Annotated in this window: 16 protein-coding genes and 2 tRNA genes; 17 read left to right on the forward strand and 1 reads right to left on the reverse strand. The window is 52.5% G+C overall.

Going from position 1 to position 18,172, the window contains the following annotated elements; translation table 11 throughout:
• Nucleotides 1-102 precede the first annotated feature (102 nt).
• Together BEA93_RS09870 and BEA93_RS09875 are read left to right on the forward strand one after the other, a co-directional pair.
• Nucleotides 103-178, forward strand: a tRNA-Gly gene (locus BEA93_RS09870).
• A gap of 35 nt (nucleotides 179-213) precedes the next feature.
• Nucleotides 214-289: transfer RNA gene (locus BEA93_RS09875), tRNA-Gly, on the forward strand.
• A 269-nt stretch (nucleotides 290-558) separates the two neighbouring features.
• Here BEA93_RS09875 and queG read toward each other — a convergent pair.
• Nucleotides 559-1,698 carry a tRNA epoxyqueuosine(34) reductase QueG gene (queG, locus tag BEA93_RS09880; RefSeq protein ID WP_105224555.1) on the reverse strand — a complete coding sequence of 380 codons (1,140 nt, stop codon included), beginning with the start codon at nucleotides 1,696-1,698 and terminating at the stop codon, nucleotides 559-561.
• Between queG and nnr the strand changes: the two genes are divergently transcribed.
• From nnr to BEA93_RS09955, 15 genes are all read left to right on the forward strand, one after another.
• A complete protein-coding gene (nnr, locus tag BEA93_RS09885; RefSeq protein ID WP_105224554.1) occupies nucleotides 1,697-3,244 on the forward strand; it encodes a bifunctional ADP-dependent NAD(P)H-hydrate dehydratase/NAD(P)H-hydrate epimerase in 1,548 nt (515 codons plus the stop codon). The genes queG and nnr overlap by 2 nt on opposite strands.
• Complete coding sequence (gene tsaE / locus BEA93_RS09890; protein ID WP_000981973.1) at nucleotides 3,216-3,677, forward strand: tRNA (adenosine(37)-N6)-threonylcarbamoyltransferase complex ATPase subunit type 1 TsaE; 462 nt, start codon at nucleotides 3,216-3,218, stop codon at nucleotides 3,675-3,677. The genes nnr and tsaE overlap by 29 nt, the downstream gene beginning before the upstream one ends.
• An 18-nt stretch (nucleotides 3,678-3,695) precedes the next feature.
• Nucleotides 3,696-5,033, forward strand: a complete 1,338-nt coding sequence (gene amiB / locus BEA93_RS09895; RefSeq protein ID WP_016262802.1) for an N-acetylmuramoyl-L-alanine amidase AmiB — start codon at nucleotides 3,696-3,698, stop codon at nucleotides 5,031-5,033.
• Nucleotides 5,034-5,042: 9 nt separating this feature from the next.
• Nucleotides 5,043-6,890: a DNA mismatch repair endonuclease MutL gene (gene mutL / locus BEA93_RS09900; RefSeq protein ID WP_105224553.1), complete on the forward strand. Its 1,848-nt coding sequence runs from the start codon at nucleotides 5,043-5,045 to the stop codon at nucleotides 6,888-6,890.
• The gene (gene miaA / locus BEA93_RS09905) at nucleotides 6,883-7,833 is read left to right on the forward strand and encodes a tRNA (adenosine(37)-N6)-dimethylallyltransferase MiaA (RefSeq protein WP_105224552.1); all 951 of its coding nucleotides are present in this window, start codon (nucleotides 6,883-6,885) and stop codon (nucleotides 7,831-7,833) included. Before mutL ends, miaA begins: the two co-directional genes overlap by 8 nt.
• A gap of 85 nt (nucleotides 7,834-7,918) precedes the next feature.
• Nucleotides 7,919-8,227 carry an RNA chaperone Hfq gene (hfq, locus tag BEA93_RS09910; RefSeq protein ID WP_001051887.1) on the forward strand — a complete coding sequence of 103 codons (309 nt, stop codon included), beginning with the start codon at nucleotides 7,919-7,921 and terminating at the stop codon, nucleotides 8,225-8,227.
• Nucleotides 8,228-8,302: 75 nt separating this feature from the next.
• Nucleotides 8,303-9,583 (forward strand): ribosome rescue GTPase HflX, encoded by a 1,281-nt coding sequence (hflX, locus tag BEA93_RS09915; RefSeq protein ID WP_000460354.1) that lies wholly within the window; start codon nucleotides 8,303-8,305, stop codon nucleotides 9,581-9,583.
• Nucleotides 9,584-9,669: 86 nt separating this feature from the next.
• Complete coding sequence (gene hflK, locus BEA93_RS09920; protein WP_000312488.1) at nucleotides 9,670-10,929, forward strand: FtsH protease activity modulator HflK; 1,260 nt, start codon at nucleotides 9,670-9,672, stop codon at nucleotides 10,927-10,929.
• 2 nt (nucleotides 10,930-10,931) lie between these two features.
• Entirely contained in the window at nucleotides 10,932-11,936 is a 1,005-nt protein-coding gene (gene hflC, locus BEA93_RS09925; protein ID WP_001232407.1) for a protease modulator HflC, read from the forward strand.
• A gap of 81 nt (nucleotides 11,937-12,017) precedes the next feature.
• The gene (locus BEA93_RS09930; RefSeq protein ID WP_001089300.1) at nucleotides 12,018-12,215 is read left to right on the forward strand and encodes a DUF2065 domain-containing protein; all 198 of its coding nucleotides are present in this window, start codon (nucleotides 12,018-12,020) and stop codon (nucleotides 12,213-12,215) included.
• Between the two features lie 103 nt (nucleotides 12,216-12,318).
• The gene (gene purA, locus BEA93_RS09935; protein WP_000527967.1) at nucleotides 12,319-13,617 is read left to right on the forward strand and encodes an adenylosuccinate synthase; all 1,299 of its coding nucleotides are present in this window, start codon (nucleotides 12,319-12,321) and stop codon (nucleotides 13,615-13,617) included.
• Nucleotides 13,618-13,823: 206 nt separating this feature from the next.
• Nucleotides 13,824-14,249 carry a nitric oxide-sensing transcriptional repressor NsrR gene (gene nsrR, locus BEA93_RS09940; RefSeq protein WP_001177639.1) on the forward strand — a complete coding sequence of 142 codons (426 nt, stop codon included), beginning with the start codon at nucleotides 13,824-13,826 and terminating at the stop codon, nucleotides 14,247-14,249.
• Between the two features lie 38 nt (nucleotides 14,250-14,287).
• Nucleotides 14,288-16,729: a ribonuclease R gene (gene rnr, locus BEA93_RS09945; RefSeq protein ID WP_001517624.1), complete on the forward strand. Its 2,442-nt coding sequence runs from the start codon at nucleotides 14,288-14,290 to the stop codon at nucleotides 16,727-16,729.
• Between the two features lie 179 nt (nucleotides 16,730-16,908).
• On the forward strand, nucleotides 16,909-17,640 hold the full coding sequence (rlmB, locus tag BEA93_RS09950) for a 23S rRNA (guanosine(2251)-2'-O)-methyltransferase RlmB (protein ID WP_001293269.1): 732 nt from the start codon (nucleotides 16,909-16,911) through the stop codon (nucleotides 17,638-17,640).
• 126 nt (nucleotides 17,641-17,766) lie between these two features.
• Nucleotides 17,767-18,168: a DUF2170 family protein gene (locus BEA93_RS09955; RefSeq protein ID WP_000220117.1), complete on the forward strand. Its 402-nt coding sequence runs from the start codon at nucleotides 17,767-17,769 to the stop codon at nucleotides 18,166-18,168.
• Nucleotides 18,169-18,172 lie beyond the last annotated feature (4 nt).

The following is an 18,172-nucleotide window of genomic DNA, read 5'->3' on the forward strand; positions in this document are numbered from 1 at the left end:
GCTCAGTTGGTAGAGCACGACCTTGCCAAGGTCGGGGTCGCGAGTTCGAGTCTCGTTTCCCGCTCCAAAATTTGAAAGTGCTATAAAGCACAGACCACCCAAGCGGGAATAGCTCAGTTGGTAGAGCACGACCTTGCCAAGGTCGGGGTCGCGAGTTCGAGTCTCGTTTCCCGCTCCAAAATTTGAAAGTGCTATAAAGCACAGACCACCCAAGCGGGAATAGCTCAGTTGGTAGAGCACGACCTTGCCAAGGTCGGGGTCGCGAGTTCGAGTCTCGTTTCCCGCTCCAAATTCTCCTCTCAATAAAATATCCACAGCGACGCGATGCGTTATTGCTGGTTTTTGTTATCTCTGACAAACTCTTGTAAACAGAGTTATCCACAGTGTCGGGCTGTAATCTTAATTTCAGGAAAACTTCGCACGGTGAATAGTAATTTTTTAACGTGTTGATATTTAAGTTGAAAAATAAGGTTTTGATTTGTCGCATTGATCACTTGACGATTTTTTCTGGCTTGAATTGCAATGTGTTTTTAATTTTATTCACAAGCTGTGGATGAATCAGGCGTCACGTGGTAGGCCTTTTTCTATCACGCGAACCAGACGCTGTTTTTTCGGTAGTTGCACCTCGACCACGCAGGCATTTCGTCGCTCGATTTGCTGCGCAATCGCCCACTCTATGTGTTCATTGAGAAGTGGGTGTTCACCTTTCCGACTGTTCAGTGCCGCCAGAATCGCTTCATCCCAGGGCGCATTTCCTAGTGCTACGGCGATATTTCGCAGCCAGCGTAAGTGACCAATCCGCCTAATCGCTGATCCTTCCGTGACTTTTAAAAACTTCTCTTCGCTCCAGGCAAAAAGCTCAATGAGTTCCGGCGCATGTAACGGTTTACGCGGGCTGAAATCATCTTCAGTTGTCAGTTGTGAATAGCGATTCCACGGGCAGATAAGCTGACAATCATCGCAACCGTAAATACGGTTTCCCATTAATGGCCGTAGTTCTTCCGGGATTGCTCCTTCCAGTTCAATGGTGAGATAAGAGATACAGCGGCGAGCATCGACGGTATATGGTTCCACGATGGCTCCGGTCGGGCAAATCGTCATGCAGGCAACGCATTTACCACATCCTTCCTCAACCGGTTGATCCACAGGTAGCGGAATATCAACCAGCAGTTCGCCTAAAAAGAAGAACGAACCAGCTTCGCGATTAAGAATAAGTGAGTGCTTACCTGTCCAGCCAAGACCTGCTTTTTCAGCTAACGGACGCTCAAGAATAGGCGCAGAGTCGACAAACGGTCTAAAATTCAGCGAAACACAATGTTGCTGAATCATCTCGCCCAGCTTTTTGAGTCGGTTGCGCAGAAGTTTGTGATAGTCACGGCCCAGCGCATAACGGCTAACATAGCCGAGTTTGGGATTTTTCAGCGTGCTGGCAAATGCGGCGTTGGCAGGAAGATAATTCATCCGCACGCTGATCACGCGCAGTGTACCGGGCAATAACTCGTGGGGGCGGGCGCGCAGCATACCGTGACGCGCCATCCAGTCCATTTCGCCATGGTATTGTTTGTCCAGCCATGCTTGCAGTTTTGGCTCGGACTCGCTGAGATCGGTATCGGTAATACCTACTTGCTGAAAGCCCAGTTCCAGCCCCCACTGTTTAATTTTTTGCGCTAACTGATTGAGATCGAGGGGCTCTGACATGACGGACCATACAATGAAGAAAAACCCCGTAAGTATACCACACACCGTCTGGCACGCCGACGATATCCGCCGTGGAGAACGCGAGGCGGCGGATGCGCTGGGGCTAACGCTCTATGAACTGATGCTTCGTGCGGGGGAAGCCGCGTTTCAGGTGTGTCGTACCGCTTATCCTGACGCCCGTCATTGGCTGGTGCTGTGCGGTCATGGCAATAACGGTGGCGATGGGTATGTGGTCGCGCGGCGGGCAAAAGCCATCGGCATTGAGGTCACGCTGCTGGCCCAGGAGAGCGACAAACCGTTGCCAGAAGAGGCCGCACAAGCGCGCGATGCATGGTTAAACGCGGGAGGCGAGATTCATGCTTCGAATATTGTCTGGCCTGAGTCGGTGGATCTGATAGTTGATGCGCTGCTCGGCACCGGATTGCAGCAAGCGCCCCGTGAACCCATCAGTAAATTAATCGATCATGCCAATACTCATCCTGCGCCGATTGTGGCAGTTGATATTCCTTCCGGCCTGTTAGCACAAACCGGAGCCACGCCAGGTGCGGTGATCAACGCCTCTCACACCGTGACCTTTATTGCCCTGAAACCAGGCTTGCTAACCGGGAAAGCGCGGGATGTAACCGGGGATCTGCATTTTGACTCGCTGGGGCTGGATAGGTGGCTGGCAACTCAGGAGGCGAAAATTCAGCGCTTTTCCGCATCGCAACTTTCTCACTGGCTGAAACCGCGTCGCCCGACATCACATAAAGGCGATCACGGGCGACTGGTGATTATCGGTGGCGATCACGGCACGGCGGGCGCGATCCGTATGGCGGGCGAAGCGGCGCTGCGTGCTGGCGCTGGTTTGGTCAGAGTGCTGACGCGCAGTGAAAACATTGCGCCGTTGCTGACCGCGCGCCCGGAATTGATGGTATACGAACTGACTGCGGAATCCTTAGCTGATAGCCTGGAATGGGCCGATGTGGTGGTGATTGGCCCTGGTCTGGGTCAGCAAGAGTGGGGGAAAAAAGCCCTACAAAAAGTCGAGAATTTTCGCAAACCGATGTTGTGGGATGCTGATGCATTGAACCTGCTGGCAATCAATCCCGATAAGCGTCACAATCGCGTGATCACGCCGCATCCTGGCGAGGCTGCACGGTTGTTGGGCTGTTCCGTGGCTGAAATTGAAAGTGACCGCTTACATTACGCACAACGTCTGGTACAACGTTATGGTGGTGTAGCGGTGCTGAAAGGTGCCGGAACCGTGGTCGCTGCACATCCTGATGCGTTAGGTATTGTTGACGCCGGAAATGCAGGTATGGCCAGTGGCGGCATGGGCGATGTGCTCTCTGGTATTATTGGCGCATTGTTAGGGCAGAAACTGGCGCCGTATGATGCTGCCTGTGCCGGTTGTGTTGCGCACGGTGCGGCGGCCGATGTGCTGGCAGCGCGTTTTGGTACGCGCGGGATGCTGGCAACCGATCTCTTTTCCACGCTACAGCGTATTGTTAACCCGGAAGTGACTGATAAAAACCATGATGAATCGAGTAATTCCGCTCCCTGACGAGCAGGCAACATTAGACCTGGGCGAACGGGTAGCTAAAGCCTGCGATGGCGCTACCGTAATCTATCTGTATGGCGATTTAGGTGCAGGTAAAACCACCTTCAGCCGGGGTTTTTTACAAGCTCTGGGCCATCAGGGTAATGTCAAAAGCCCCACCTATACGCTGGTCGAACCCTATACGCTCGACAAATTAATGGTTTATCACTTTGATTTGTACCGCCTTGCCGATCCCGAGGAGCTGGAGTTTATGGGGATCCGCGATTATTTTGCCCACGATGCCATCTGCCTGGTGGAATGGCCACAACAAGGTACAGGTGTTCTTCCTGACCCGGATGTCGAAATACACATTGATTATCAGGCACAAGGCCGTGAGGCGCGCGTGAGTGCTGTTTCCTCTGCGGGTGAATTGTTGCTGGCGCGTTTAGCCGGTTAACCTTTAAAAGGTGGCGGGATGATGTATCGCATCAAAAATTGGTTGGTGGCGGCATTGGTGCTGTTGTGCGCACAGGCTGGTGCCGCTACGCTCTCTGATATTCAGGTTTCTAATGGCAGTGAGCAGGCGCGGATAACGTTGAGTTTTATTGGCGATCCTGATTATGCCTTTAGCCATCAAAGCAAACGCACTGTGGCGCTGGATATTAAACAAACCGGTGTAATTCAGGGACTACCGTTGTTGTTCAGTGGCAATAATTTGGTAAAAGCTATTCGCTCTGGCACGCCAAAAGATGCGCAAACGCTGCGGTTGGTGGTCGATCTTACCGAAAACGGTAAAACCGAAGCGGTGAAGCGGCAGAATGGTAGCAATTACACAGTCGTCTTTACGATTAACGCCGATGCACCGCCACCGCCCCCTCCGCCGCCTGTGGTTGCTAAACGCGTTGAAACACCTACGGTTGTCGCACCGCGCGTAAGTGAACCTGCGCGCAATCCGTTTAAAACTGAAAGCAACCGCACAACAGGTGTCATCAGCAGCAATACGGTAACGCGTCCGGCAGCGCGCGCGACGGCTAACACTGGCGATAAAATTGTCATCGCCATTGATGCCGGGCACGGCGGTCAGGACCCAGGCGCTATCGGCCCTGGCGGTACGCGGGAGAAAAATGTCACCATCGCCATCGCGCGTAAATTGCGTACTTTGCTCAATGCCGATCCGATGTTTAAGGGGGTTTTAACCCGTGACGGGGATTACTTTATTTCGGTGATGGGGCGTAGTGACGTCGCACGTAAGCAAAACGCCAATTTCCTCGTGTCGATTCACGCCGATGCCGCACCGAACCGCAGTGCCACCGGCGCCTCTGTATGGGTGCTCTCGAACCGTCGCGCAAACAGTGAAATGGCAAGCTGGCTGGAACAGCACGAGAAACAGTCAGAGTTGCTGGGCGGTGCTGGTGATGTGCTGGCAAACAGCCAGTCGGATCCGTACTTAAGCCAGGCTGTGCTGGATTTACAGTTCGGTCATTCCCAGCGGGTAGGGTATGATGTGGCGACCAGTATGATCAGCCAGTTACAACGCATTGGCGAAATTCATAAACGTCGACCAGAACACGCCAGCCTTGGCGTTCTGCGTTCGCCGGATATCCCGTCAGTACTGGTCGAAACCGGTTTTATCAGCAATAACAGCGAAGAGCGTTTGCTGGCGAGCGACGATTATCAACAGCAGTTGGCAGAAGCCATTTACAACGGCCTGCGCAATTATTTCCTTGCGCATCCGATGCAGTCTGCGCCGCAGGGCGCAACTGCGCAGACAGCCAGTACTGCCACGACGTCAGATCGCACGCTGCCAAACTAAGGATTATTGATGCCAATTCAGGTCTTACCGCCACAACTGGCGAACCAGATTGCCGCAGGTGAGGTGGTCGAGCGACCTGCGTCGGTAGTCAAAGAACTGGTGGAAAACAGCCTCGATGCGGGGGCGACGCGCATTGATATTGATATCGAACGTGGCGGGGCGAAACTTATCCGCATTCGTGATAACGGCTGCGGTATCAAAAAAGATGAACTGGCGCTGGCGCTGGCGCGTCATGCCACCAGTAAAATCGCCTCTCTGGACGATCTCGAAGCCATTATCAGCCTGGGCTTTCGCGGTGAGGCATTGGCGAGTATCAGTTCGGTTTCCCGCCTGACACTCACTTCGCGCACCGCGGAACAGCAGGAAGCCTGGCAGGCTTATGCCGAAGGGCGTGAGATGGATGTGACGGTTAAACCTGCTGCCCATCCGGTGGGAACGACGCTGGAAGTGTTGGATCTGTTCTACAACACCCCGGCGCGGCGCAAATTCATGCGCACCGAGAAAACGGAATTTAACCATATTGATGAGATTATCCGGCGTATTGCACTGGCGCGTTTCGATGTGACCATCAACCTGTCACATAACGGCAAAATCATGCGCCAGTACCGCGCGGTGCCGGAAGGCGGGCAAAAAGAGCGCCGTTTAGGGGCGATTTGTGGCACCGCTTTTCTCGAACATGCGCTGGCGATTGAATGGCAGCACGGTGACCTCACGCTGCACGGCTGGGTCGTAGATCCGACTCATACCACGCCCGCGCTGGCAGAAATTCAGTATTGCTACGTGAATGGGCGCATGATGCGCGATCGCCTGATCAATCACGCGATTCGCCAGGCCTGCGAAGATAAACTGGGGGCCGACCAACAACCGGCGTTTGTGTTGTATCTTGAGATCGACCCGCATCAGGTGGATGTTAACGTGCACCCTGCCAAACACGAAGTGCGTTTTCATCAGTCGCGCCTGGTGCATGATTTTATCTATCAGGGGGTGTTAAGCGTGCTGCAACAGCAACTGGAAACGCCTTTGCCGTTGGAGGGTAACGCTCAGCCAGCACCGCGTCCTGTACCAGAAAACCGCGTGGCAGCAGGGCGTAATCATTTCGCTGAACCGGCAGTTCGTGAGCCAGCAGCCCAGCGCTACTCTCCTGCTCCAGCAACAGGCAGCCGCCAGGCCGCTCCGTGGCCGAACGCACAGCCAGGCTACCAGAAACAGCAAGGCGAAGTGTATCGCCAGCTTTTGCAAACGCCTGCGCCAATGCACAAACCAAAAGCGTCAGAACCGCAGGAACTTACGCTGGCAGCGAATGGTCAAAGCTTTGGTCGGGTGCTGACTATCGTCCATTCTGACTGTGCGCTGCTGGAACGCGACGGCAAAATTTCACTTTTAGCCCTGCCGGTAGCGGAACGCTGGTTGCGTCAGGTGCAACTGACGCCGGGTGAATCGCCAGTTTGCGCCCAGCCGTTGCTTATTCCGTTGCGGCTAAAAGTCTCTGGCGAAGAAAAATCGGCATTAGAAAAAGCGCAGTCTGCACTGGCAGAGTTAGGCATTGAATATCAGTCCGATGCGCAGCATGTGACCATCAGGGCCGTGCCTTTACCCTTACGCCAACAAAATTTACAAATCTTGATTCCTGAACTGATAGGCTACCTGGCAAAGCAGTCCGTATTCGAACATGGCAATATTGCGCAGTGGATTGCACGAAATCTGACGAGCGAACATGCACAGTGGTCAATGGCACAAGCCATTACCCTACTGGCGGACGTAGAACGGTTATGTCCTCAGCTTGTGAAAACGCCGCCGGGTGGTCTGTTACAATCTGTTGATTTACATCCGGCGATAAAAGCCCTGAAAGATGAGTGATATCAGTAAGGCGAGCCTGCCTAAGGCAATTTTTTTGATGGGGCCAACGGCCTCCGGTAAAACGGCGCTGGCTATTGAGCTGCGTAAAATTTTACCAGTAGAGTTGATAAGCGTTGATTCTGCCCTTATTTACAAAGGGATGGATATCGGGACGGCGAAGCCGGACGCTGAAGAGTTACTCGCCGCGCCGCACCGATTGCTGGATATTCGCGATCCGTCGCAGGCTTATTCGGCTGCTGATTTTCGCCGCGATGCGCTGGCGGAAATGGCCGATATCACCGCGGCGGGGCGGATCCCGCTGTTGGTAGGCGGTACGATGTTGTATTTCAAGGCGTTACTGGAAGGGTTGTCGCCGCTACCGTCGGCGGACCCGGAAGTACGGGCCAGAATTGAGCAACAGGCGGCAGAGCAAGGTTGGGAGTCATTGCACCGTCAACTTCAGGAGATCGATCCGGTTGCGGCAGCAAGGATTCATCCAAATGATCCACAAAGGCTTTCCCGGGCACTGGAAGTTTTTTTCATTTCGGGTAAAACTTTAACGGAACTGACGCAAACGTCAGGAGACGCTCTACCGTATCAGGTGCATCAGTTCGCCATCGCCCCGGCGAGCCGTGAACTGCTCCATCAACGAATTGAGCAGCGTTTTCATCAGATGTTGGCTTCAGGTTTTGAAGCAGAAGTCCGGGCGCTTTTTGCCCGAGGAGATTTGCATACGGATTTGCCTTCCATTCGTTGCGTGGGTTATCGCCAGATGTGGTCTTACCTTGAAGGCGAAATCTCATACGATGAAATGGTTTATCGAGGTGTTTGCGCCACGAGACAGTTGGCGAAGCGGCAAATAACCTGGCTGCGTGGTTGGGAAGGGGTTCACTGGCTTGACAGTGAAAAACCAGAACAGGCGCGTGACGAAGTATTACAGGTTGTTGGTGCTATCGCAGGCTGAATGTGTACAATTGAGACGTATCGTGCGCAATTTTTTCAGAATCGAAAGGTTCAAAGTACAAATAAGCATATAAGGAAAAGAGAGAATGGCTAAGGGGCAATCTTTACAAGATCCGTTCCTGAACGCACTGCGTCGGGAACGTGTTCCAGTTTCTATTTATTTGGTGAATGGTATTAAGCTGCAAGGACAAATCGAGTCTTTTGATCAGTTCGTGATCCTGTTGAAAAACACGGTCAGCCAGATGGTTTATAAGCACGCGATTTCTACTGTTGTCCCGTCTCGCCCGGTTTCTCATCACAGTAACAACGCCGGTGGCAGTACCAGCAGTAACTACCATCATGGTAGCAGCGCGCAGAATACTTCCGCGCAACAGGACAGCGAAGAAACCGAATAAGGTTTTGGGCTGTTTTTTTACACGGGGAGCCAGCGATCCTGCGTTCCCCGCTGATCTATTTAGAGGGTTATACGCTTGTTTGACCGTTATGATGCTGGTGAGCAGGCGGTGCTGGTACACATCTATTTTACGCAAGACAAAGATATGGAAGACCTCCAGGAGTTTGAATCTCTGGTCTCTTCCGCCGGTGTCGAAGCATTGCAGGTGATTACCGGTAGCCGTAAAGCGCCGCACCCAAAGTATTTTGTTGGTGAAGGTAAAGCCGTTGAAATTGCGGAAGCCGTAAAAGCGACGGGTGCTTCGGTCGTTCTTTTTGACCATGCACTGAGTCCGGCGCAGGAGCGTAACCTGGAGCGTTTGTGCGAATGTCGTGTTATCGACCGCACTGGTCTTATTTTAGATATTTTCGCCCAACGTGCACGTACTCATGAGGGTAAGTTGCAGGTTGAGCTGGCGCAGTTGCGCCATCTGGCCACGCGCCTGGTGCGTGGTTGGACCCACCTTGAAAGACAGAAAGGCGGGATCGGTTTGCGTGGGCCGGGCGAAACCCAGCTCGAAACCGACCGTCGTTTGTTGCGTAATCGCATTGTGCAGATACAGTCGCGCCTGGAAAAAGTTGAAAAGCAGCGTGAGCAGGGGCGGCAATCGCGCATCAAAGCCGACGTTCCTACAGTTTCGCTGGTGGGATATACCAACGCCGGTAAATCTACCCTTTTCAATCGCATCACCGAAGCACGGGTTTATGCGGCAGACCAGTTGTTTGCCACCCTCGACCCTACGTTGCGGCGTATTGACGTCGCGGATGTCGGTGAAACCGTACTGGCGGATACCGTAGGGTTCATTCGCCACTTGCCGCACGATCTGGTGGCGGCGTTTAAAGCCACGTTGCAAGAGACGCGGCAAGCCACATTGCTGCTGCACGTCATTGATGCGGCAGATGTGCGCGTACAGGAGAACATCGAAGCGGTGAATACGGTTCTTGAAGAGATCGATGCTCACGAGATCCCAACCCTGCTGGTGATGAACAAGATCGATATGCTGGACGATTTCGAACCGCGTATTGATCGAGATGAAGAGAACAAACCGATTCGTGTCTGGCTTTCCGCGCAGACCGGAGCGGGGATACCACAGCTTTTTCAGGCTTTGACGGAGCGGCTTTCCGGTGAGGTGGCGCAGCATACATTGCGTTTGCCGCCGCAGGAAGGGCGTCTGAGAAGCCGTTTTTATCAGCTTCAGGCAATAGAAAAAGAGTGGATGGAGGAGGACGGCAGCGTAAGTCTGCAAGTTCGTATGCCGATCATTGACTGGCGTCGCCTCTGTAAACAAGAACCGGCGTTGATCGATTACCTGATCTAACCGGCAAAGCGTCTGAAGCGTGGAGTCATATCCTCTGGCGTCGAAAGACAACAGGGATCACCGCATAACAAATATGGAGCACAAACATGGCGTGGAATCAGCCCGGTAATAACGGACAAGACCGCGACCCGTGGGGAAGCAGCAAACCTGGCGGCAACTCTGAGGGAAATGGAAACAAAGGCGGTCGCGATCAAGGGCCACCTGATTTAGATGATATCTTCCGCAAACTGAGCAAAAAGCTCGGTGGACTGGGCGGCGGCAAAGGCACTGGATCTGGCGGTGGTAGTTCATCGCAAGGTCCGCGCCCGCAGCTTGGCGGTCGTGTCGTTACCATCGCAGCGGCAGCGATTGTCATTATCTGGGCGGCCAGTGGTTTCTACACCATTAAAGAAGCTGAACGTGGCGTGGTAACACGCTTTGGTAAATTCAGCCATCTGGTTGAGCCGGGTCTGAACTGGAAACCGACGTTTATCGACGAAGTCAAACCGGTGAACGTAGAAGCCGTGCGTGAACTGGCTGCTTCCGGTGTGATGCTGACGTCGGACGAAAACGTGGTGCGCGTTGAGATGAACGTGCAGTACCGCGTAACCAATCCGGAAAAATACCTGTATAGCGTGACCAGCCCGGATGACAGTCTGCGTCAGGCTACCGACAGCGCCCTGCGTGGAGTTATCGGTAAATACACCATGGACCGCATTCTGACGGAAGGTCGTACTGTGATTCGTAGCGATACCCAGCGCGAACTGGAAGAGACGATTCGTCCGTATGACATGGGTATCACGCTGCTGGACGTCAACTTCCAGGCCGCTCGTCCGCCGGAAGAAGTAAAAGCCGCGTTTGACGATGCGATTGCTGCGCGTGAAAACGAACAGCAATACATTCGTGAAGCAGAGGCGTATACCAACGAAGTTCAGCCGCGTGCGAACGGTCAGGCGCAACGTATCCTCGAAGAGGCGCGTGCGTACAAGGCTCAGACTATCCTGGAAGCCCAGGGTGAAGTGGCGCGCTTTGCTAAACTTCTGCCGGAATATAAAGCCGCGCCGGAAATTACTCGCGAGCGTCTGTATATCGAGACGATGGAAAAAGTGTTGGGTAACACCCGCAAAGTGCTGGTTAACGATAAAGGTGGCAACCTGATGGTTCTGCCGTTAGACCAGATGCTGAAAGGCGGCAACGCGCCTGCGGCGAAGAGCGACAACGGTGCCAGCAACCTGCTGCGTCTGCCGCCAGCCTCTTCCTCCACAACCAGTGGAGCAAGCAACACGTCGTCCACCAGTCAGGGCGATATTATGGACCAACGCCGCGCCAACGCGCAGCGTAACGACTACCAGCGTCAGGGGGAATAACGATGCGTAAGTCAGTTATCGCGATTATCATCATCGTGCTGGTAGTGCTTTACATGTCTGTCTTTGTCGTCAAAGAAGGTGAGCGCGGTATTACGCTGCGTTTTGGTAAGGTACTGCGTGACGATGACAACAAACCTCTGGTTTATGAACCGGGTCTGCATTTCAAGATACCGTTCATTGAAACGGTGAAAATGCTCGACGCGCGTATTCAGACCATGGACAACCAGGCAGACCGCTTTGTGACCAAAGAGAAGAAAGACCTGATCGTCGACTCTTACATCAAATGGCGCATCAGCGATTTCAGCCGTTACTACCTGGCAACGGGCGGCGGCGATATTTCGCAAGCAGAAGTGCTGCTGAAACGTAAGTTCTCTGACCGTCTGCGTTCTGAAATTGGTCGTCTGGATGTGAAAGACATCGTCACTGATTCTCGTGGTCGTCTGACCCTCGAAGTGCGTGACGCGCTGAACTCTGGTTCTGCGGGGACGGAAGATGAAGTGTCTACGCCTGCGGCAGATAACGCTATCGCAGAAGCCGCTGAACGTGTAACGGCAGAGACTAAGGGCAAGGTTCCGGTCATCAACCCGAACAGTATGGCTGCGCTGGGTATTGAAGTTGTCGATGTGCGTATCAAGCAGATCAACCTGCCGACCGAAGTGTCTGAAGCGATTTACAACCGTATGCGCGCCGAGCGTGAAGCGGTAGCGCGTCGTCACCGTTCACAAGGTCAGGAAGAAGCGGAAAAACTGCGCGCGACTGCCGACTATGAAGTGACCAGAACGCTGGCAGAAGCAGAGCGTCAGGGCCGTATCATGCGCGGTGAAGGTGATGCCGAAGCGGCTAAACTGTTTGCTGATGCATTCAGCAAGGACCCAGACTTCTACGCGTTCATCCGTAGCCTGCGTGCCTACGAGAATAGCTTCTCCGGTAATCAGGACGTGATGGTCATGAGCCCGGACAGCGATTTCTTCCGCTACATGAAGACGCCGAGCTCTGCGACGCGTTAAGATAACGACCGCGGTACAGGTAAATAAAGCCACCGCATCCTCAGGGATGCCGGTGGTTTTCTTTTTCTATAAGGACAATGAATGAATTCGACAATCTGGCTGGCGCTTGCTCTGGTTTTGGTGCTGGAAGGTTTAGGGCCGATGCTTTACCCACAGGCGTGGAAGAAGATGATCTCCGCGATGACCAATTTGCCCGATAATATTTTACGCCGTTTTGGCGGTGGACTTGTGGTTGCGGGCGTTGTGGTCTACTACATGTTGAGGAAAACGATTGGCTGAGCAAAAAATAGACTGACTAAGGTCATTTTTGGATGCAAAAAGTGCTGTAACTCTGAAAAAGCGATGGTAGAATCCATTTTTAAGCAAACGGTGATTTTGAAAAATGGGTAACAACGTCGTCGTACTGGGCACCCAATGGGGTGACGAAGGTAAAGGTAAGATCGTCGATCTTCTGACTGAACGGGCTAAATATGTTGTACGCTACCAGGGCGGTCACAACGCAGGCCATACTCTCGTAATCAACGGTGAAAAAACCGTTCTCCATCTTATTCCATCAGGTATTCTTCGCGAGAATGTAACCAGCATCATCGGTAACGGTGTTGTGCTGTCTCCGGCTGCGCTGATGAAAGAGATGAAAGAACTGGAAGACCGTGGCATCCCCGTTCGTGAGCGTCTGCTGTTGTCTGAAGCATGTCCGCTGATCCTTGATTATCACGTGGCGCTGGATAACGCACGTGAGAAAGCGCGTGGTGCGAAAGCGATCGGCACCACGGGTCGTGGTATCGGGCCGGCCTACGAAGATAAAGTAGCACGTCGCGGTTTGCGTGTTGGCGACCTTTTCGACAAAGAAACCTTCGCTGAAAAACTGAAAGAAGTGATGGAATATCACAACTTCCAGTTGGTTAACTACTACAAAGTTGAAGCGGTTGATTACCAGAAAGTTCTGGATGATGTGATGGCGGTTGCTGACATCCTGACTTCTATGGTGGTTGACGTTTCTGACCTGCTCGACCAGGCGCGTCAACGTGGCGATTTCGTCATGTTCGAAGGTGCGCAGGGTACGCTGCTGGATATCGACCACGGTACTTATCCGTACGTAACTTCTTCCAACACCACTGCGGGTGGCGTGGCGACCGGTTCCGGCCTGGGGCCGCGTTATGTTGATTACGTTCTGGGTATCCTCAAAGCTTACTCCACTCGCGTTGGCGCAGGTCCGTTCCCGACTGAACTGTTTGATGAAACCGGCGAGTTCCTCTGCAAGCAGGGTAACGAATTTGGCGCGACAACGGGTCGTCGCCGTCGTACCGGCTGGTTGGACACCGTTGCTGTTCGTCGTGCGGTACAGTTGAACTCTCTGTCTGGCTTCTGCCTGACCAAACTGGACGTTCTGGACGGCCTGAAAGAGGTGAAACTCTGCGTGGCCTACCGTATGCCGGATGGTCGCGAAGTGACCACCACTCCGCTGGCAGCAGACGACTGGAAAGGCGTTGAGCCGATTTACGAAACCATGCCGGGTTGGTCTGAATCCACCTTTGGCGTGAAAGATCGTAGCGGTCTGCCGCAGGCAGCGCTGAACTACATCAAGCGTATTGAAGAGCTGACCGGTGTGCCGATCGATATCATCTCTACTGGTCCGGATCGTACTGAAACCATGATTCTGCGCGACCCGTTCGACGCGTAATTCTGGTACGCCCGGCAGATCTTTTGCCTGCCGGGCTAGCAGTGTGATACATTACTGTGTCGGGTAAGCCATTACGCTATCCGACACAGTGTTAAATCCTCGCTTTTTTCCTTCCCCAAACTGAAATAAATTAGCGACACAGCTTGTGGCTGGTTTATCATCAATGTAAATGTATTTTTTCCCGCTTTCCCTTTTTTGAGGTTGATGTGCAGTTAACGAGTTTCACTGATTACGGATTACGCGCGCTGATCTACATGGCATCATTGCCAGAAGGGCGGATGACCAGCATTTCTGAAGTGACTGACGTCTACGGCGTTTCCCGTAATCATATGGTCAAAATAATCAATCAACTTAGTCGTGCCGGCTACGTGACTGCTGTTCGTGGAAAAAATGGCGGCATTCGCCTGGGTAAACCGGCGAGTGCTATACGTATTGGTGATGTGGTGCGCGAGCTGGAACCCTTATCGTTGGTGAATTGCAGCAGTGAGTTTTGCCACATTACACCTGCCTGTCGGTTGAAACAGGCACTTTCAAAGGCCGTGCAAAGTTTTCTTACGGAACTGGATAACTACACGCTTGCCGATTTGGTTGAAGAGAATCAACCGCTTTATAAATTATTGCTGGTGGAGTGACGAAAATCTTCATCAGAGATGACAACGGAGGAACCGAGATGTCACAAGATCCTTTCCAGGAACGCGAAGCTGAAAAATACGCGAATCCCATCCCTAGTCGGGAATTTATCCTCGAACATTTAACCAAACGTGAAAAACCGGCCAGCCGTGATGAGCTGGCGGTAGAGCTGCACATTGAAGGCGAAGAGCAGCTTGAAGGCCTGCGTCGTCGCCTGCGCGCGATGGAGCGCGACGGTCAACTGGTCTTCACTCGCCGTCAGTGCTATGCGCTGCCGGAACGTCTCGATCTGGTGAAAGGTACTGTTATTGGCCACCGTGATGGCTACGGCTTTCTGCGGGTTGAAGGGCGTAAAGATGATTTGTATCTTTCCAGCGAGCAGATGAAAACCTGCATTCATGGCGATCAGGTTCTGGCGCAACCGCTTGGTGCTGACCGTAAAGGCCGCCGTGAAGCGCGTATTGTCCGCGTACTGGTGCCAAAAACGAGCCAGATTGTGGGTCGTTACTTTACCGAAGCGGGCGTCGGCTTTGTGGTTCCTGACGACAGCCGTTTGAGCTTCGATATCTTAATCCCACCTGATCAGATCATGGGCGCACGCATGGGCTTTGTCGTTGTTGTCGAACTGACTCAACGCCCGACACGTCGTACCAAAGCGGTGGGTAAAATCGTCGAAGTACTTGGCGACAATATGGGCACCGGCATGGCGGTTGATATCGCCCTGCGCACCCATGAAATTCCGTACATCTGGCCGCAGGCTGTTGAGCAACAGGTTGCCGGGCTGAAAGAAGAAGTGCCGGAAGAGGCAAAAGCAGGCCGTGTCGATCTGCGTGATTTACCGTTGGTCACCATTGATGGCGAAGACGCCCGTGACTTTGACGATGCGGTTTACTGCGAGAAGAAACGCGGCGGTGGCTGGCGTTTATGGGTCGCAATTGCCGACGTCAGTTACTATGTGCGTCCACCAACACCGCTGGACAGAGAAGCACGTAACCGCGGTACGTCGGTCTACTTCCCGTCGCAGGTTATCCCGATGCTGCCGGAAGTACTCTCTAACGGCCTGTGCTCGCTCAATCCGCAGGTAGACCGCCTGTGTATGGTGTGCGAGATGACCATTTCGTCGAAAGGTCGCCTGACCGGCTATAAATTCTACGAAGCGGTGATGAGCTCTCATGCGCGTCTGACTTACACCAAAGTTTGGCATATTCTGCAGGGCGATCAGGAACTGCGTGAACAATACGCGCCGCTGGTTAAGCATCTCGAAGAGCTGCATAACCTCTATAAAGTGCTGGATAAAGCCCGCGAAGAGCGCGGTGGGATCTCGTTTGAGAGTGAAGAAGCGAAGTTTATTTTCAACGCTGAACGTCGTATTGAACGTATCGAACAGACTCAGCGTAACGACGCGCACAAATTAATTGAAGAGTGTATGATTCTGGCGAATATCTCGGCGGCACGTTTCGTTGAGAAAGCGAAAGAACCGGCATTGTTCCGTATTCACGACAAGCCGAGCACCGAAGCGATTACCTCTTTCCGTTCAGTGCTGGCGGAACTGGGGCTGGAATTGCCGGGTGGTAACAAGCCAGAACCGCGCGACTACGCAGAACTGCTGGAGTCGGTTGCCGACCGTCCTGACGCAGAAATGCTACAAACCATGCTGCTGCGCTCAATGAAACAGGCGATTTACGATCCGGAAAACCGCGGTCACTTTGGTCTGGCATTGCAGTCTTATGCCCACTTTACCTCACCGATTCGTCGTTATCCTGACCTGACGCTGCATCGTGCCATTAAGTATCTGTTGGCGAAAGAGCAGGGGCATCAGGGGAACACGACTGAAACCGGTGGCTACCATTATTCAATGGAAGAGATGCTGCAACTGGGTCAGCACTGTTCGATGGCGGAACGTCGTGCCGATGAAGCAACGCGTGATGTGGCAGACTGGCTGAAGTGTGACTTTATGCTCGACCAGGTGGGCAACGTCTTTAAAGGCGTAATTTCCAGCGTCACTGGATTCGGTTTCTTTGTTCGCCTGGATGATCTGTTTATTGATGGCCTGGTCCACGTTTCTTCGCTGGATAACGACTACTATCGCTTTGATCAGGTTGGTCAACGTCTGATGGGGGAATCCAGCGGCCAGACTTATCGCCTGGGCGACCGCGTGGAAGTTCGCGTCGAAGCGGTTAATATGGACGAGCGCAAGATCGACTTTAGCCTGATCTCCAGCGAACGCGCGCCACGCAACGTCGGTAAAACGGCGCGCGAGAAAGCGAAAAAAGGTGATGCAGGTAAAAAAGCCGGTAAGCGTCGTCAGGTGGGCAAAAAGGTAAACTTTGAGCCAGACAGTGCTTTCCGTGGTGAGAAAAAAGCGAAGCCGAAAGCGGCGAAAAAAGACGCGAGAAAAGCGAAAAAGCCATCGGCTAAAACGCAGAAAATAGCTGCAGCGACCAAAGCGAAGCGTGCAGCGAAGAAAAAAGTAGCTGAGTGATCAAAACCCTCTTCAAAAAGAAGAGGGTCAGATTGCTGACAAAGTGCGCTTTGTTCATGCCGGATGCGGCGTGAACGCCTTATCAGGCCTACATAATCACGCAAATTCAATATATTGCAGAATCATGTAGGCCTGATAAGCGTAGCGTATCAGGCAAAACGTTAACAACGAGTACATTAATGAGCGAAATGATTTACGGCATCCACGCAGTGCAGGCCCTGCTGGAGCGCGCCCCTGAACGTTTTCAGGAAGTCTTTATTTTAAAAGGCCGTGAAGATAAACGTCTGTTACCGCTGATTCACGCCCTCGAATCTCATGGCGTGGTTATCCAGTTGGCAAATCGTCAATATCTCGACGAGAAAAGCGACGGTGCCGTGCATCAGGGCATTATCGCCCGCGTGAAGCCTGGACGTCAGTATCAGGAAAGCGATCTGCCGGATCTGATCGCTTCGCTCGAACAACCGTTCCTGCTGATCCTCGACGGCGTTACCGATCCACACAACCTCGGTGCGTGCCTGCGTAGCGCAGACGCCGCTGGCGTTCATGCGGTGATTGTACCGAAAGATCGTTCCGCTCAACTCAATGCAACGGCGAAAAAAGTGGCCTGTGGCGCGGCAGAAAGCGTTCCTCTGATTCGGGTGACTAACCTGGCGCGCACCATGCGTATGTTGCAGGAAGAGAATATCTGGATCGTCGGTACGGCGGGTGAAGCGGATCATACTCTCTATCAGAGCAAAATGACCGGGCGTCTGGCACTGGTGATGGGCGCGGAAGGTGAAGGCATGCGTCGCCTGACCCGTGAACATTGCGATGAGTTGATCAGCATCCCGATGGCAGGAAGCGTTTCTTCCCTGAACGTTTCGGTAGCGACCGGCATTTGTTTATTTGAAGCAGTACGCCAGCGTAGCTAATTCCTCTGAATTATGAAAAACCATCCATATTTGGATGGTTTTTTTTTACCTGGAGCTGGTAAGATATTTACGTGCTACAAATATTCATATTATTAATATTTTAACTTAATCACTATGGAATAATATATGACATGGAATCCGTTGGCGCTGGCGACGGCGCTGCAAACTGTACCTGAACAAAATATTGATATAACAAATAATGAAAACGCATTAATTATTAAAATGAATGATTATGGCGATTTGCAAATCAATATTCTTTTTACTTCCCGCCAGATGATTATCGAAACATTTATTTGCCCGGTAAGTTGTATCAGTAATCCAGATGAATTTAATACCTTCTTATTAAGAAATCAGAAGATTATGCCACTGTCATCGGTAGGGATCTCCAGTGTGGAGCAGGAAGAGTATTACATTGTTTTTGGTGCATTATCGCTTAACTCTTCCCTTGATGATCTCCTGCTGGAGATAACCACGCTGGTAGATAATGCATTGGATTTAGCTGAAATTACTGAAGAATATTCATATTAATCAC

The organism is Escherichia sp. MOD1-EC5950 (assembly GCF_002965345.1).
Classification (GTDB): domain Bacteria; phylum Pseudomonadota; class Gammaproteobacteria; order Enterobacterales; family Enterobacteriaceae; genus Escherichia; species Escherichia marmotae.

Bases quoted from the DNA above. Each gene is read 5' to 3' on its own strand.
- BEA93_RS09930 (WP_001089300.1), top strand. From the start codon at position 12,018: ATGAATTCGACAATCTGGCTGGCGCTTGCTCTGGTTTTGGTGCTGGAA.
- amiB (WP_016262802.1), top strand. From the start codon at position 3,696: ATGATGTATCGCATCAAAAATTGGTTGGTGGCGGCATTGGTGCTGTTG.
- hflC (WP_001232407.1), top strand. From the start codon at position 10,932: ATGCGTAAGTCAGTTATCGCGATTATCATCATCGTGCTGGTAGTGCTT.
- nnr (WP_105224554.1), top strand. From the start codon at position 1,697: ATGACGGACCATACAATGAAGAAAAACCCCGTAAGTATACCACACACC.
- tsaE (WP_000981973.1), top strand. From the start codon at position 3,216: ATGATGAATCGAGTAATTCCGCTCCCTGACGAGCAGGCAACATTAGAC.
- hfq (WP_001051887.1), top strand. From the start codon at position 7,919: ATGGCTAAGGGGCAATCTTTACAAGATCCGTTCCTGAACGCACTGCGT.
- mutL (WP_105224553.1), top strand. From the start codon at position 5,043: ATGCCAATTCAGGTCTTACCGCCACAACTGGCGAACCAGATTGCCGCA.
- BEA93_RS09955 (WP_000220117.1), top strand. From the start codon at position 17,767: ATGACATGGAATCCGTTGGCGCTGGCGACGGCGCTGCAAACTGTACCT.
- purA (WP_000527967.1), top strand. From the start codon at position 12,319: ATGGGTAACAACGTCGTCGTACTGGGCACCCAATGGGGTGACGAAGGT.
- hflK (WP_000312488.1), top strand. From the start codon at position 9,670: ATGGCGTGGAATCAGCCCGGTAATAACGGACAAGACCGCGACCCGTGG.
- queG (WP_105224555.1), bottom strand. From the start codon at position 1,698: ATGTCAGAGCCCCTCGATCTCAATCAGTTAGCGCAAAAAATTAAACAG.
- miaA (WP_105224552.1), top strand. From the start codon at position 6,883: ATGAGTGATATCAGTAAGGCGAGCCTGCCTAAGGCAATTTTTTTGATG.
- rnr (WP_001517624.1), top strand. From the start codon at position 14,288: ATGTCACAAGATCCTTTCCAGGAACGCGAAGCTGAAAAATACGCGAAT.
- rlmB (WP_001293269.1), top strand. From the start codon at position 16,909: ATGAGCGAAATGATTTACGGCATCCACGCAGTGCAGGCCCTGCTGGAG.